Source organism: Streptomyces sp. MUM 2J (assembly GCF_022414535.1).
Classification (GTDB): Bacteria; Actinomycetota; Actinomycetes; order Streptomycetales; family Streptomycetaceae; genus Streptomyces.
Map to the genome: position 1 here is coordinate 64,722 of NZ_JADWYM010000035.1, position 14,837 is coordinate 79,558.

General features: G+C 70.7%; 9 protein-coding genes and 1 pseudogene. 2 read left to right on the forward strand and 8 right to left on the reverse strand.

The features are described 5' to 3' along the window. Positions 1 to 241: 241 nt before the first annotated feature. A pseudogene (locus tag I3F54_RS24330) lies at positions 242 to 694 on the reverse strand (MarR family winged helix-turn-helix transcriptional regulator); the annotation flags it as partial. A gap of 405 nt (positions 695 to 1,099) precedes the next feature. Between I3F54_RS24330 and I3F54_RS24335 the strand changes: the two are divergent. Continuing rightward, positions 1,100 to 2,077, forward strand: coding sequence for an alpha/beta hydrolase (locus tag I3F54_RS24335; RefSeq protein ID WP_240121018.1), 978 nt, complete (start codon positions 1,100 to 1,102; stop codon positions 2,075 to 2,077). A 32-nt stretch (positions 2,078 to 2,109) separates the two neighbouring features. On the opposite strand, the gene I3F54_RS24340 is transcribed toward I3F54_RS24335, so the two are convergent. The 6 genes from I3F54_RS24340 to I3F54_RS24365 all read right to left on the reverse strand — a co-directional run bounded on the left by I3F54_RS24340 (position 2,110) and on the right by I3F54_RS24365 (position 12,421). Further along, positions 2,110 to 3,021: a LysR family transcriptional regulator gene (locus tag I3F54_RS24340; protein ID WP_240121019.1), complete on the reverse strand. Its 912-nt coding sequence runs from the start codon at positions 3,019 to 3,021 to the stop codon at positions 2,110 to 2,112. Positions 3,022 to 3,516: 495 nt separating this feature from the next. Continuing rightward, positions 3,517 to 4,290 carry an MBL fold metallo-hydrolase gene (locus tag I3F54_RS24345; protein ID WP_240121020.1) on the reverse strand — a complete coding sequence of 258 codons (774 nt, stop codon included), beginning with the start codon at positions 4,288 to 4,290 and terminating at the stop codon, positions 3,517 to 3,519. Between the two features lie 841 nt (positions 4,291 to 5,131). After that, positions 5,132 to 7,603: a glycosyl hydrolase gene (locus tag I3F54_RS24350; protein ID WP_240121021.1), complete on the reverse strand. Its 2,472-nt coding sequence runs from the start codon at positions 7,601 to 7,603 to the stop codon at positions 5,132 to 5,134. Positions 7,604 to 8,729: 1,126 nt separating this feature from the next. After that, entirely contained in the window at positions 8,730 to 9,398 is a 669-nt protein-coding gene (locus I3F54_RS24355; protein WP_240121023.1) for a vitamin K epoxide reductase family protein, read from the reverse strand. Between the two features lie 234 nt (positions 9,399 to 9,632). Beyond that, complete coding sequence (locus I3F54_RS24360; RefSeq protein ID WP_240121029.1) at positions 9,633 to 10,028, reverse strand: pyridoxamine 5'-phosphate oxidase family protein; 396 nt, start codon at positions 10,026 to 10,028, stop codon at positions 9,633 to 9,635. 779 nt (positions 10,029 to 10,807) lie between these two features. Beyond that, a complete protein-coding gene (locus I3F54_RS24365; protein ID WP_240121024.1) occupies positions 10,808 to 12,421 on the reverse strand; it encodes a phospholipase D-like domain-containing protein in 1,614 nt (537 codons plus the stop codon). 558 nt (positions 12,422 to 12,979) lie between these two features. Here I3F54_RS24365 and I3F54_RS24370 point away from each other — a divergent pair. Continuing rightward, entirely contained in the window at positions 12,980 to 13,645 is a 666-nt protein-coding gene (locus tag I3F54_RS24370; RefSeq protein WP_240121026.1) for a hypothetical protein, read from the forward strand. A 230-nt stretch (positions 13,646 to 13,875) separates the two neighbouring features. Here I3F54_RS24370 and I3F54_RS24375 read toward each other — a convergent pair whose 3' ends face one another. Then, positions 13,876 to 14,757, reverse strand: a complete 882-nt coding sequence (locus I3F54_RS24375; protein ID WP_240121028.1) for an alpha/beta fold hydrolase — start codon at positions 14,755 to 14,757, stop codon at positions 13,876 to 13,878. Positions 14,758 to 14,837: the final 80 nt, after the last annotated feature.

Here is a 14,837-nt window from a genome sequence, read left to right on the forward strand (position 1 = left end):
CCGCCGCACGGGAAGCCGCCCGGTAGGGCGCGGTTCGGGCGCGAATCGACGCCGGCCTCCTTGGTCATGCCAGCCTGCCGAGCACCGGTGGGCGGGAGTCTCCTGCGAGGTGCACCGGATCCCGGTCTCCGCGCCCGACCGGTTCGGGCTGAGCCGGAACCCGGGGCCGAGCGGGCGCACGGTCGGCGCCGGTGGAATGCGGAGGTGGCCAAGGCGACGGTGGGCCGGAAGACCCTCCGTTGCGGGTGACGTTCGCGGTGAGCAGGCGGAGCAGGTGTCTGGCGGTGGTGTCCTGCTCGGGGGTCAGGCCCATGGCCTCGCCGATGGCCAGGGGGACGGTGCGGGCCCTGTCGCGGAGATCCGCACCGGCCGGGGTGAGGCGTATGGCGACGGAGCGTTCGTCGTCGGCACGCCGCTCACGATAGATCAGGCCGCCGGCCTGCAGACGCTTCAGCAGGGGGGAGAGGGTGCTGGACTCCAGTTGGAGCGCGGCGCCCAACTCGCGGACGGAGACCGAGCCCTGGTCCCACAGCACCAGCATGACCAGATACTGCGGGTAGGTCAGCCCCAGCTCCTCCAGCAGCGGCCGGTAACGCGTGGTGACCGATCGCGAAGCAGCGTACAGGGCGAAACACAGCTGGTCCTGAAGCAGTAGTGAGCCCTGTTCCGCGGTGCGGTCCGCACCCTGGTCCATGACCGGTCCTAACGTCGAGTGATCGGAAACTTCACCTTAGCAGTTCAGTTGTGCACAATCTAATTGTGTACTAATCGATTGTGCACGATTCAATCGTGGTACTGTTCGTTTCGTGACCGCCGACCGACCGGCCGACACGACCCACGAGGTGTCGCCATGACGAAGCAGAGCCACCTACGCGAGCGGCGGGGCGGGGGTGACACCCCGGCCGTCGCGCAGGCGGGTCCACAGCACGCTCACCCTTCGGCGGGCCACGGCGACGGCGGCCACCTGCGTGCGCATCTCCATCCGCAGCCGTGGTGGCCCGGAGAGCCGGACCGCCACTCTTCGGGGGCCGCCGGAGGCACGCCCCCCACAAGCCACGTGCGGCCCACCCGGACCGCCCCACGACCTACGGAGCACCCCATGTCCGAGACCACCACCCGCCCAGTGCTGGAGCCGGCCGCCGCCGCCTTCGCCGAGGCCACCGCGAACCCGCCGTACCTCTTCGACCTCGGTCCTGCCGAAGGCCGCAGGACCGTCGACGAGGTGCAGTCCGGTGAGATCAGCAAGCCGGAGATCACCGAGGAATGGGTGACCGTCCAGGGCGGCCCGACCGGGTCGGTCCGGACCCGCGTCATCCGGCCGGCCGACGCCGACGGGACACTGCCGGTGATCGTCTACATCCACGGCGCCGGCTGGGTGTTCGGCAACGCCCACACACACGACCGTCTGGTGCGCGAACTGGCCGTCGGCGCCCGGGCGGCCGTCGTCTTCCCCGAATACGACCTGTCCCCCGAGGCCCGCTACCCGGTCGCCATCGAGCAGAACTACGCCGTCGCCCAGTGGATCGTCCGCGAGGGACCGGCCAACGGCCTGGACGCCACCCGGATCGCGGTGGCCGGCGACTCCGTCGGCGGCAACATGTCGGCCGCGCTGACCCTGATGGCCAAGGAGCGCGGCGACGTAGCGCTGGCGCAGCAGGTGTTGTTCTACCCGGTCACCGACGCGGCCTTCGACACCCCCTCCTACCACCAGTTCGCGGAAGGGTACTTCCTGCGCCGCGACGCCATGCAGTGGTTCTGGGACCAGTACACCACCGACGAGAACCAGCGAGCCGAGATCACCGCCTCACCGCTGCGCGCCACCACCGACCAGCTGCGGGGACTGCCCCCGGCCCTGGTCATCACCGGCGAGGCCGACGTGCTGCGCGACGAGGGCGAGGCCTATGCGAGCAAGCTCCGCCAGGCCGGTGTCCCGGTCACCGCCGTGCGCTACCAGGGCATCATCCACGACTTCGTCATGCTCAACGCCCTGCGCGACACCCACGCCGCCGAAGCCGCCATCAACCAGGCCGTCGCCACCCTGCGCACGGCACTCGGCACCGAGTACCGGTCTCACTAACCCTTCGGCCTGCCACTTCCCGCCGGCTGAGCTCACCGTGTCGAGCGTGGACGGCGGGTGGCGGGCGAGGCCAGCTCAACGAACGAGTGGACCAGGGGGTTGGCGTCGCCAGCGCGCCAGGCGACGATCACCGGGCTCGGCGGCATGTCGGCCAGGGGGACGACGGTGAGGCCGTCGGGGGTCTCGTGGCCGAGCGACGCCAACTCGTGGCCGAGTGGCGCCAGTCCGAGTGTTCCGTTCCACAGTACGGCCCGGACGCACTCGTGGACGGTACGCACCACAGGCCCCTCGCGCAGCGGCTCGCCGGGCTTGACACCGTTCCAGTAGGCACGCCAGAGCGGGTCGGTACCGTCGGGAAATTGGAACCAAGTGCGGTCGTCGAGGTCGGCCAGATACAGGAGTTCGCGCTCGGCGAGCGGGTCGTCGGTGCGCAGGACCACGCCGACGGGTTCGGAGCGGATGGCACGGCTGGTGATTCCGGTGTCGTCGAACGGTGCCCGGGTCACGGCGACATCGACCAGGCCGGCGCGCAGTCCGCCCGTCGGGTCACCGAGGTCGGCTTCGAGAACACGGACCTTGACACCCGGATGGTGGCGGCGGAAGGCGGTCGCGAGGGACGTGCCGGCGCCGACGTGGGTGCGTTCTATGCTGTCGCCGAGTGTGCCGATGGTGAGGCTTGCCACCTTGGCCGCGGCCGTGACCCGGGCACGGGCGTGATCGGCCTGGGCGAGCAGTGTGCGCGCTTCGTCGTACAGCGTGCTCCCGGCCGCGGTCAACGTCACGCCGGAGGCCGAGCGGACCAGCAGGGGAGCGCCCAGATCCGCCTCCAGCCGCTGGATGGCGCGGGTCAGTGGCGGCTGGGTCATGTGCAGCCGAGCAGCGGCCCTGCCGAAATGGCGCTCCTCGGCGACGGCCACGAAGTACCGCAGCAGGCGTAGGTCCATCACCATTGACGATACCCGAACGGTATCGGGCGTGACGTCCCTGGATCGTTCTCGTCCGGCGGCGGGCGCCCGCACCGGGGCCCGGTCTTCGAGGCCGGGGAGGATCCGGCATCGCCCTCGCCTTCGGGGCCGGCTCTCCGCGGCCCGCCGGCGCCCCGGCATGCACTGGGTTCCCGCGGCCCGTGGGAGGAGCGGCGGGAGGACAGGGGACGGGGCTGTCGATCGCGGTAGGGGCGGCCAGCCGGGTGTCGACGTACACGTCCTCGGGCCGTCACCCTCGACGAGGAGGTCGCCGTCGTCGATGACGCCGGGATCGGAGTCCATGGTGAGGATGGTCGCGCCGGTGAACAGGATGCGCCGCCGCTCGGCGGGCCGACGCCGGAGCGCTTCGAGCACGACGTCGCTGGTGGTGCCGTTGACGTTCATGAGAGGTCTTCCTTCGATTCGGCGGGATCGGAGATGCTCAACGGCCGGGCGCTTCGGGACCGGCGCCGGTCAATCGAGGAGCGCGGGGATCCCGTCGTACGCGGAAACATCGTGGGAAGGGACGATCTGCATGGTGTCCGTGAGCGCGATCACGCGAAGCATGTCCTCGCGCACCAGCTTGGGATCGGTGTCGGCGAGCATCCGCATCATGAGCGGCCGCTCAGCACGGCGGACCATGGCATCGAGTTGCCAGGTCAGGTCACCGATGAAGGCATACCGCTGCCCGCTCGGCAGAGCGACGAAGGTGATCACAGAGCCGGTCGTGTGCCCCCTGGCGGGGACGATGACGACCGAGCCGTCGCCGTACACGTCGTAGCTCGACGCAAAGCCCAGATAGGGTCCGTCCCTGAATTCGTATCGGTGAATCCTGTGACTGCCGGAGATCTCGCGGAAAACTCGTCCGCCTTTGTCCTGGCCCGCATATTGCAGTTCACCCTCATTGATCCAGATCGGAAGCCGGAGATCGTCGAGACCGCTCACGTGATCCCAGTGAGAGTGCGTCACCAGCACCCCACGAAGGTTGCTTTGGTCGTGGCCCTTGGCCCTGAGCTGCTCACTCACGGTGCTGCCCAACTGGTGCGGAGCGCGCTCGATGCGCGGGAGAGCCCGCATATGCGCATCGACCCGGGAGCCGAAACCGGCATCGATCAACAGATCGCCGTGCGGGTGCTGCACCAGGACCGACGTGGCGGCGAAAGGACGTTTGTCGCGGAACGAGCCGCCCTTGAACGCGAAGACCGCCCTGGTCTCGTAGGTTCCCGTGGGCAACTGGTACAGGGTCATGTCGGATGGAGGTGCGGCCTCTGGGAGAGGTCCCGCCCAGGCGGACGGCATGGGAAGAGGTGACATGCGGTCATCGTCCGGCACCCCCGATCCGGGTGTCCAATACCAGTGTGGAAGGTCCGATACCCCCCGGGTATCGGACCTTCCACAGGGAGCTCTTTCGCCGCCCCGGGAGTTCCGGCCTGTGTCATCGGGGCCGTGACCTCCGGAACGTCGAACCGTCCCGGGGACGCCCGACATTGATCACCTCACGAGGGGTCTACCCGTCCTCGCAGGAGCGGCGCACCACCGTCCGCTTGCGCAGCGGCCCGGGCACGAACAAGCTGCCCGGCCGAGCCCACGGACCCGAACCGAGCAGATGGAACCATCCATCCGCATGTGGCCTGAAGCGTGCCGGACACCGAGGGCCCGGCACCCGCCTCGACCGTCACGGTCGGCGGCGGCTCCGGTCGTGTCACCAGTGTCCGGTCCCGCCCGGCGGAACGGGCACCCGGCGATCCGGGAAGCAGACCGACCGCCGTCGTCCCCCGGGGTTCCACGGTCACCGTCACCCGAGCGGGCACCACCCCGAGCACGCACCGGCTGGCCCGGCTGCCCTTCGGCACGGGCGAGCCGAAAGGGACCACCCCACCGGAGCCCTCCCGAGGGCCCGGCCCGAATCGACGCCCGGACCTGCGGCAGACCGACGTCCCGCACCCGCACCAACCACCTGGAACGACTCCGTCCCGCCGAGTTCACACTCGGCGGGACGGATCGACCAACGGCATCCCTGATGCGGTCCGTGGGCATCGTGACTGCTGTCCCGTCGGTCGCCGGGTTCGGCGCGCAGTCAGGTGTCGTGCTACGGCATCCGTGTCTTCCAGATGCCGCGGCCGTGCGTGGCGGCGTACACCTCGGTGCCGTCCGGGCTCGGCGAGAGGTACACCACCGGTGAGGTGGGCAGATTCGTGCCCAGGCGGGTCCAGTGGCCGGCCGAGGTGCTGGTGAACACGCCCAGGTCGGTGGCGACCACGAGGGTGCCGTCCCCGGTGACCAGTGCCGCGTTGGCCGGGGCGTCGGGGAAGGAGTCGGAGGCGGAGGCGTCGCCGCTGACGTCGGTCCAGGTCTGGCCGCCGTCCGTCGTCCTCCAGACGTGGCCGTAGCCGGCGCCGGGGCCCTCGTTCCAGTGCCGCGAGAAGCCGTTGACCACCGCGTAGACCGTCTTGCCGGAGGCGTCGGACGGGTCGATGGCCAGGCTGGAGACGTAGCGGTTGGGGAAGGCTCCGGGCAGGGCCACCTGGTGCCAGGTGCCGCCGTAGTCGGTGGCGATGCCCCGGCCGAAGGACTCGGTGACCGTGTAGCAGGGGCCGCACCAGGCTGCCCACGTCACGTGGTTGCGGCTGGCGATCGCCGAGGCCGAGTGACCGGCGCCCAGGTCGTACAGCTTGGTCCAGTCGGCGCCGGAGGTGCTCTGCCAGGTCCTGGTGTTGCCCCAGACGTACTGGCCGCCCGCGACCCACAGGCCGTTCGGGTCCGTCTCGTCCGCTCCGAACGGCGCGATGAAACGGGCCCCCGGGTCGCCGGGTGCGATGTCCGTGATCACGTCTTCGGATCCGTCGTCGCTCGCGGTGTAGCCGCAGTTGTTGGTGATCTGCAGGGCCAGGTCGACGTACTCCCCGACCGCCTGGCAACCGTTGTCGGGGTTGACCAGTTGGTCGCCGCCGTCTCCGCCGAACGGGGAGACCATCTCACCGTCCGGGTTCAGCTGCCGGCCCTGGTAGGTGGCACCCTCGGGTGTGAGCAGCGAGACGCCGTTGTCCTGCAGGCCGCCCCAGACGGCGTCGCCGCTGCCGTCGGTCATCCTCCCCGCGCGCACCGAGTAGTACTGGAGGTTGCGCAGGGTGCCCGACGCGTTGAGGTTGCGCCAGCCGTCGGTGGTCTGCGCGGTGGGGCGGGCGTAGGCGCCACCGTCGTTGCCGACGAACACCTCCGGTGTGCCGTCCTTCCACTGCGAGAAGGCCACAGCATGCTGGTCGGAGTGCATCACGTCGCCGTCGCAGGAGTTCGCGTCCGGGTCGTAGGAGAAGCACGGCATGCCGAAGTCCCAGTACCGGCCGATCGCCTTCCAGGTGGCGCCGCCGTCCCGGGACTCGAACATCTCCTCAAGCCCGAGGTAGACGTGGTCCGGGTCGCTCGGGTCGACCGCGATGACCTGGTCGTACCAGGACTGGGAGCCGGGCTGGTAGCCGGTGCCGATCTCGCTGACCTTCATCGCGGAGCCGGTCGTCGACAGGGACGAGGAGGTCGCGATCTGCCTGAACGATCCGCCGGCGTCACCACTCCGGCTGACGTACACGCCGGCCAGCACCGAGTAGACGCCCGCGCCGGTGGCTTTGGCCAGGAGCTTGGGCGACTCCATCGACACGTACAGCTTGCTGCCGTCGGCCGCGTAGGCGAAGGAGGCGTTGCCGATCTCGGCGGGGTTGATCGCGCCGGTCGGATTGGCCCGCTTCCAGGTGGTACCGGCGTCGTCGGAGTAGTAGAACCCGTTGTAGTCGGCGCCGCTGCGCCAGGCCACGTTGGCCAGGAGCGCGGTGCCGTCGCTACCGGGGCGTACGGCGATGTCGTTGGCGATGTCCGCGTAGTGGCTGTCCACTCCGCAGCTCACTCCGCTGACGCCGACGCCCGCGCAGGGGGCGAGGACCTTCGTCCACGTGGTGGACCGCCCGGCCGACAGCGGGCGGCGGAAGACCCCGTGCGAAGAGGCCGCGAAGACGTATCCGGCGGCCGCGTCGAAGGTGACGGCGTGGATGGAGGCGGAGTCCAGCTCCGCACCGCCCACCTTGTCGCCCTCACCGAAGGTGCCGGTGACCGGGTCCGCGAGGCGGTAGACGCCGCTGCCCAGGTAGTTGTCGGAGGCGGTGGTCGCTTCGCCGGTGGCCAGCCACAGCGATCCGTCGGGCGCGACCGCGAGCGCACCCACCGACAGCGCGGGCAACTGGTCGGCGATCGGTGCCCACGTCCTGCCGTCGTCGGTGGAGCGGAACACACCGCCGCCGGCGGCGCCCGCGTACACCACGCCCCGGTGTGTCGGATCGGTGGCCAGCGCGGCGACACGGCCCGCCGAGTGGCCGGCGCCGCCACCGGAGTTGGAGGCCGAGCGGTCGCGGTAGTGCAGCGCGTCCTCGTTGTACGGGGACGTGGTGACCTCGTTCCAGCTGCCGGACGCCACCGGCATGGTGGTGATGTGCGCCCAGGCGTCGGCGTACGCGCCGGGCGTGACCTGGCCGCTGGGCGAGAGCCTCGGCTCGTTGAACGCGTCGAGGGACTCCATCAGTTCATGGGACTCGTCGCCTGCCAGGTCGTGGCGGCCGGATCCCGTCCCATCCGCTCCGTACGCGGCGACATGTCCCGTCCCCGCTATCAGGAGTGCGGCAGCGACGGCGGCGAGAGCCGCCCGACCGCTCCTTTCCGCGCCGCGGCGCGGTCTGCGCCGTGCGGAGTACACACGCATGCACTGTCTCCGGCTTCTTCGGCGTGAGTGGCGACCGCCCCTACGGCCGCACTGATCTCCTACTGCCGAGTGCCGGAACCGTACTGCCGTATGCCTGCCCAACCCCAGTGACTTACAGCAATGTTATTGCCTAACAATCGTAACGAACCGCAAAAATAGCCTCGTTCACCGTCACAGGACGCAGAGCGAGCGCACACCTCACTCCTTCCAGCGCACTCGGCGCGCTCTCCGTCACCCCCGGCGTCCCGTCCCGGCCTTCGCGGTCACCACGTGCGGAGGGATCACGTGGGTCTCGTGGGGGTGTTTTGGCCGTGTTCGGGTGATGTTGCGGCGTGTTCCCACGTGGTGGCTGGTGCGGCCGGGGGCTGAGGAGGGCGGCAGTGCGGCGCGGTGAGTGCTCCGTAGCCGTGGTCGGCCAACCAAGCGATCAGGGACTGGTGTTCACGCAGGATGCGGTGCTGGCACGGAAGGTCGTGAGGGTGCTGGCGGAGCGCGGTGCGGGCGCGTGCGGCGGACCAGCGGCGCAGTTGTCCGGCGGTGTGTGCGCACAGGGGAGGCGGGCCGTGCCGGTGGGGGATGGGGCACGGGGCGGGGTCGGTTGCGGCGTAGCGCGTGCAGTACAGGTCGATCAGCCATTGTGCGAGGGCATCGGCCGCTGCGCCGGGTGCGGGGCGGTCACGCATGGACGGTCCGTGACGGGTCGGTGGGGAGGGGTGTAGGCGGGTCAGACGATCACGGTCGGTGGGTGGTCGGGGCGGCGATATGCCGCCGTCGGGGAGCGGGCTGCTGCGCGTGACGGTCGATGGCATGGTGTTCCTGCCGTTCATGCCGGGATCGGTGGTGGGTTCGGCCGCTGAACGTCTGTACAGGGGCCGGCACCGGGCGTGAGGTCCGCCCGGTCGGCGCAGGGTGTGTGGAAGGCGGGTGCAGGTGGTGGGGAGCAGGGTCACAGGAGGGTGTGCCAGTAGGTCCAGAAGCGGGTGATGATCAGCAGGCCGATGCCCAGGCTCCAGGTGACCGGCACGACCCAGTGGAACTCACGCAGAAAGGTGACGAGGGGGCGCGGGGCGGGGAGGATGCCCCGGATCAGGTTGTGGGTGGTGACGTAGCACACCTGCGCGATGGTCACCGCCCAGGTCAGGCAACACCACAGGCAGAGCGTGCCGATCACGTACAGGGCCTGTGTCATCAGCCACATGCAGAAGGCGGCGGCGAGCAGGGTGACGAGGTTGAGGCCGAGCCAGAACCAGCGCCGCAGGCGGGCGCCGGCCAGCACGGCACAGCCGATGGTGACGGCCGCGGGGTAGAGCAGCAGGCCGAGCAGGGGGTTGGGGAAGCCGAAGACGGCTGCCTGGTCGCTGCTCATCACGCTCGTGCAGGACAACACCGGGCTGAGGTTGCAGGACGGGGAGAAGTGCGGATCCTCCAGAAGCCGGAGCTTGTCGAGGGTGATGGTGAAGGAGGCCAGAATGCCGAGCGCGCCGGTGGCGATCAGGAGCCAGGCCAGGCCGGGGCCGGCGCCGTTGGCGACCTGCGCGGGCGGCCGCCGTCCTGGTTCGCCCGGCCGCGGGGCGCGGGCGGCATGGAGCGGTCGGGAGGTGCTGTGGTGTGTCATGGGAGGTGTTCCGTCGTGCGATGTGAGGGATCGGGCACCGGGCGCTGGGTGCCGTGCCGTGACCCGGGGTGTTCCGGAACGCTGCGTGCCAGGGGCGGGACGAGCGGGAGAGGTGCGATGGCAACCGGGGGAAAGCCGGCTGGAATCGGCGTCCTCGCGGTGGGACGGGTGACGCGGCCGGTGTGTCGGGCACCGGAGCGAGGCCGTCCCGGGAGTCGGCACGCCGTCCCGCGGTCAGGCGACGAGCCGGAGGCCGGATATCTCCTCCGGACGGATACGCACCGCGCAGTCCATGGGCTGCTCCGCCCAGGGCCGCAGCAGCCGGCCGTAGTGCTCCAGCTCGTCCTGGCCGGTGATCAGGTGTGCGTATCCGGTGGCCACGACGCTCCAGCCCAGATGGGTGACGGGGTCGATGGCGTCCGCCTCGTAGGCCACGACCACCCCGGGTCCCTCACCGGGGTCGACCTGCCGGGCCAGGGCGGTCCACTTGTGGGTACGCACGATGATGTCGTCCCCTTCCAGCAGATGGTTGACCGGCCGGATCGCGGGCAGCGCGTGCCGGGTGAAGACGATCCGCCCCAGGGGGACCGTGCCCAGCAGCCGCAGCGCCTCGGCGGGCTCCAGGGGCATCGGCACACGCGGGCGCAGGGGTGTCGTTGCCCTGTTCTGCCCGGTGTGGCCGGGAGCGTATGAGTTGGTCACGCGACGGGACTCCTCTCAGGCCGGAGGGTTCCGGTGCCGTGGACCGGGCCGAAGGGCCCGGTCCACGGCACCGGAACCTGCCCGCGCCAGTGTGAGCTGTGGCACACCCCCTGCCCCAGGGCCGAACGGCCCTGTCTCCGGGTCCCATCGGCCCACCCTGCCCACATACCTGGTCCTTCCCCCTGCCGAGCCGGACGAGGGCGGGTGTCCGGCCGGGGCGTGATGCGCGGGAGCCCGGCGCGGGTGATGCCGGACCAGTCGGGGTGTCGGGCCCCGGCGTTTGCGGGGCTGCGGAGGTCGACCGCCGATGGCTGCGGCCAACACGCCCCCGAGCAGGAGCTGTTCACCCTGACCGGCTTGTGGAACGCGATCGGGCGCGGAGGGGAACCGGACACGGAGAGGGACCGGACCGGATGCGGACACGCCGCTCACACACCCCTCGGCCCCCGCGGGCCCGACCGGTTGCCGCGTCATCCTTCCCGGCGCAACAGGACCTGCTTCACCGCTGCGTTGCCGCGCTCCCCATCACCACGGGCAGCACGGACGGGGCGGCCCGTGTCTGCGGTCCGACGCACACGGCACGCGTCGCCCTCGGCATCGCCGCCGTCCCGGAAGCCGGTCATGTCGCACCGGCGTGACCGGCTTCCGGGAGGCCACCGCGTTCGGGCGGGCACCGGGCCCCTGAGCGTGCCGGAGCGGCGCCGGCGTCAGCGCGGGCACACACCCGTGGTGTAGTCGTACGTCGCCGTGCGGCGGGTGTGCTTCCACTGCGGATCGAGGAGGTCCCGCTCGAGCTGCTGCGCGGCGGCACCGTCCTCGACGATGTAGCCGAAGTCCTGGAGCCAGGACGGATAGAGGTTCTTCGAGCCGATGTAGAAGGCCGAGTCGTCGACGGAGATCAGCTTGTGGTGCAGGGCGTAGGGCTCGCCGTCCCCCCAGGTGGCCGAGTCGGCCGCGCGGAACGACGCCAGCTGCAGGTTGGCGCACATCGCCCGGTCGGCGGCGGCGGTGCCGCCCGTGACGAGGGCCAGGCGCTTGCGGAGCGTGTCGCTGATCTCGGTCAGCGACTTGATCTGGGAGTAGCCTCCGCTACCGATGAGCCCGCGGTTGGCCGGGTCGCTGACGATGATCCTGACCTTCACGCCCGCCGCGAGCCTGGCCGCCAGTGTGTCGTACAGACGGACGTCGTAGCGGGGCAGTGGAGGACATGAGGCGTTGAGGTCCTGCTGGGAGATCTCCACGTGGTCACGGGCACTGGCGATCAGAGCGCGCAGCGCGCTCTCCTCCGGGTTGACCGTGTCGTAGTCGCGGTCGGCGTTGGTACGGTCGCTCACCACACGGGGGAAGCAGGTGGCGTCCCTGGCGGACGTGAGGGCGGGCAGCCGGAAGGACGAGGACGGGTCACGGTCCTCGATGCCGATTCCGAGACCGCCCACGGCGATGACGGGGGTCGTGCCACGGTCCGGGGCCGGCCCCGGGTTGGCGTCGCGTTCGAGCGAGGCCATGCACGAGGCTCCCCCGGACGTGGCCAGCCACACCTTCGCCGGATTGCCCGCGTTGCGGCAGGTCCAGTCCCACAGGGTGTCGAGGTAGGCACCCGCGGTACGGGCGGCGGGACCGCGCAGCGCCAGGTCGACGTCCGTGACCGGGTGGGAGGTGTCGAGGTAGTCGCCCTTCCAGTCGTTGATCCCACCGGTGATCACCGACTCGCCGTCGACCACGACGAGCTTGGAGTGGTTCCAGGAGAAGGCGGTCTTCGACGTCGTCATGGAGGCGACGTCGAGTGTGATGTCGTCCGCCGCGGAACCGAGCCGGTCCAGCAGGTCGTTCTTGTACACGGAGGGGATCACGTTGGCGTGGTACAGCGGGGCCGCGCCCACGAGGATGCGCACCTTCGGCCGGTGCCCGGCAGCCACCGACGCCCTCAGCCCGTCGGCGATCGCCTCGTTGAACGCCCCGTCGGGCAGCGGGGCGAGCGAGGAGATGTCCACCGTGCGCTGCGCACGTGAGATGTCACGCGTCATGGCCGAGAGCAGCTTGCGGGAACCGGCGCGCTGCGCGCAGGAGGCGTCGCCCCAGCACCCCGGGGTCTGCAGCAGCCAACCGGCGGGGTCGCCGGACTCCGCGGCGAGGGCGTTGCCGGCGCTCCGTCCCCACACCCTGCCCTCCAGGCCGGGAGAGACTCGCCGAAGGGCGTCCTCGACCCGGTCGAGGTGCGGGGTGCTGGTGTCGGCGGCGTGGGCGGGCGGGGCGCCCAGCGTGGCCAGAGCTGCGGTCAGTACCGCGGCCGGGGCTATGACACGGCGGAGCTGGCGGTGCACGGTGGTCCTTCGGTGGGAGCGGGTCGCGGTCGGCGAGGATCGGTCCGGATCGCGGGTGCGAAGAAGCTACCGCCTGGTAACCATGCGCTGCAGTGACACCGATGATGATCGGTCAGCAACGCGCCCGCCGCGCACACCACCCCGGGGAGTGCGGCACCCCGGGCCGAACGCGCACCCGGGCCCGCGGCCGTACGGCCGCCGACGATCGACCCGGCGGAGAGTTGGCTGAAAAGTGACGTTCACTTCCGCCGGTGCGACATGTGGACGTGTCGCCGCCCCCATGGCGCCGCCCCACCCCACGGCGCCCCGCCCGGCGGTGCGACTCACCCGGCCGGCCTCCGGAGCCGGCTCACGGCGCGCCGCACCGGTGAACAGCGAGAGCAACTGGCCTGATAGGCGCCATTTTTTGGCGTGATCACGCCGAACCTGCCCGGGGTCCTGAGCGATCTCGCTCTGCAACAGGCGGTGAACCGGAACGGCCGTCCCGACGGCAACCACGGGTACGCGCGTCGCCCCGGTCCACCGATCCCCCCCCCATGCAAGAGGTGAAGACAAGAGATGACCCCACATCGCTTTCGTCGGCACGCCGGACGCTTCCTGCCCGTAGCGGCAGTCGGCGTGCTTGCGCTGGCGGGCGCCCCGTCCGCGTCGGCCGACGAGCAGCCGACCCGCCGGCAGCTCCTGGCGGACTGCGCATCCGGCCTTGGCAAGTGCACCTTCAACTCCCCCACGCTCGGCAAGGCCTATCGCGGACGGTTCCACAAGGTCTCCGAGAACCTCTACAACTGCAGCAGCTCCCACGCGACCCAGTCGGTGACATGGCGCGACACCGTCGGCTCCAGCGACTCTCTGGGCGTCTCGGTCACGACGGGCGGCAAGATCGCCGGGATCGTGGATCTGAGTGTGACCGCCAGCTACAACCACAGCTGGTCGACCTCCCACTCGGAGAGCAGTTCGCTCACCATGACGGTGCAGCCCGGAGAGATCGGCTGGATCTCCCGGGCCCAGGTGATGCGACAGGTCTCGGGCACGTGGCAGACCCACTACGACAGCCCCAAGTGGGGTCACTACTACTGGTTCTTCCGTGACACCGTCACCAGCCCGGCTGCGAACGGAACGGACGGCGTGACCAACGCGCTCGTCGTCAACACCCGCAAGATGACTGCGACCGAGAAGCGCCTGTGCGGCGCCGAGGCACACCGCGGCAGGGCGTTCGCCCGCTAGGGGGTGACCGGGCGGGAGCGGCCCGCGCCCGGCAGGGCACCGGCCCCGGCGCCTCCCGAGGTGGCGCGGCCGGTGCCCGCTCGCCGGGCGGCACCACCCCCTGTGGTGCCGCCCGGCGGACCCCGACGGTTCCCAGGGGACCACGGGCGCACACGCTCCCCAGCCCGGCCGAGCCCGGCCGCCGGACGGAGGGTGCCCCGGTGCGCCGCGGCTCCTCGCCGCCCGCGTGCTCAGCCGGTGTGGTCCACCACGGCACCGATGATCTCGGGCCAGAGCTCACGGGGGCGGTCGTGCCCCATGTCGGGGACCAGGAGGAGCTTGGCTCCGGGCACCAGTTCCGCGGTGCGCTGCCCACCGCTGAGGTCGATCAGCGTGTCGTCCAGGCCATGGATCACCAGTGTCGGCACCCGGAGCTCGCGCAGTGCGTCCGCGCGCGAGCCGCTGAGGATCATCGCTCCGAGCTGACGCCCGATCCCGGCAGGGTAGTGGGCACGGTCGTAGCTTTCGGCGGCCAGTTCCCGCAGGACCGCGGGGTCGCCGTAGCGCTTGGACGCCCACACCAGACTCCGTTCCGCCGCCGCGACGTACCCCTCGCGGTCCGGCGGCTTCGGGCTGAACAGCACCGCCTCGGCCTCGGGACTGGGCCGGCCGTACTCGCTCTCGCCGGTCGAGGACATCATCGACGTCAGCGTCAGCACCCGGTCCGGCCGGGTGATGGCCATGGTCTGGGCGATCATCCCGCCCATCGACGCTCCCACCACGTGGGCTCGTTCGATACCGAGTGCGGCGAGCAGCCCCAGTCCGTCGGCTGCCATGTCCTGCAGTCCGTAGGGGACCATGGCGAGGGCGGACGCGACGTCTCCCGAGTGCACAGCGGCGATGAACCGGCCGACGTCTACGGGATGGTCGTCGAACTTGGTGGACAGGCCGCTGTCGCGGTTGTCGTACCGGATCACATGACGGCCACGATCCGCCAGCGCACGGCAGAAGTCCTCGTGCCAGGCGATCATCTGGGCGCCGAAGCCCATCACGAGCAGCACAGGGGGGGCGGCGGGATCGCCGAAGCTCTCGTAGGCGATGGACACTCCGGGCGACACGTCGGTGATCGGCATCCGTGGATCCTGTCAACGCCGCTGCGTTAGGGATCTTGATTCGTCCACAACCCCCGCCTGAACAGCAGGAACGGGACTCC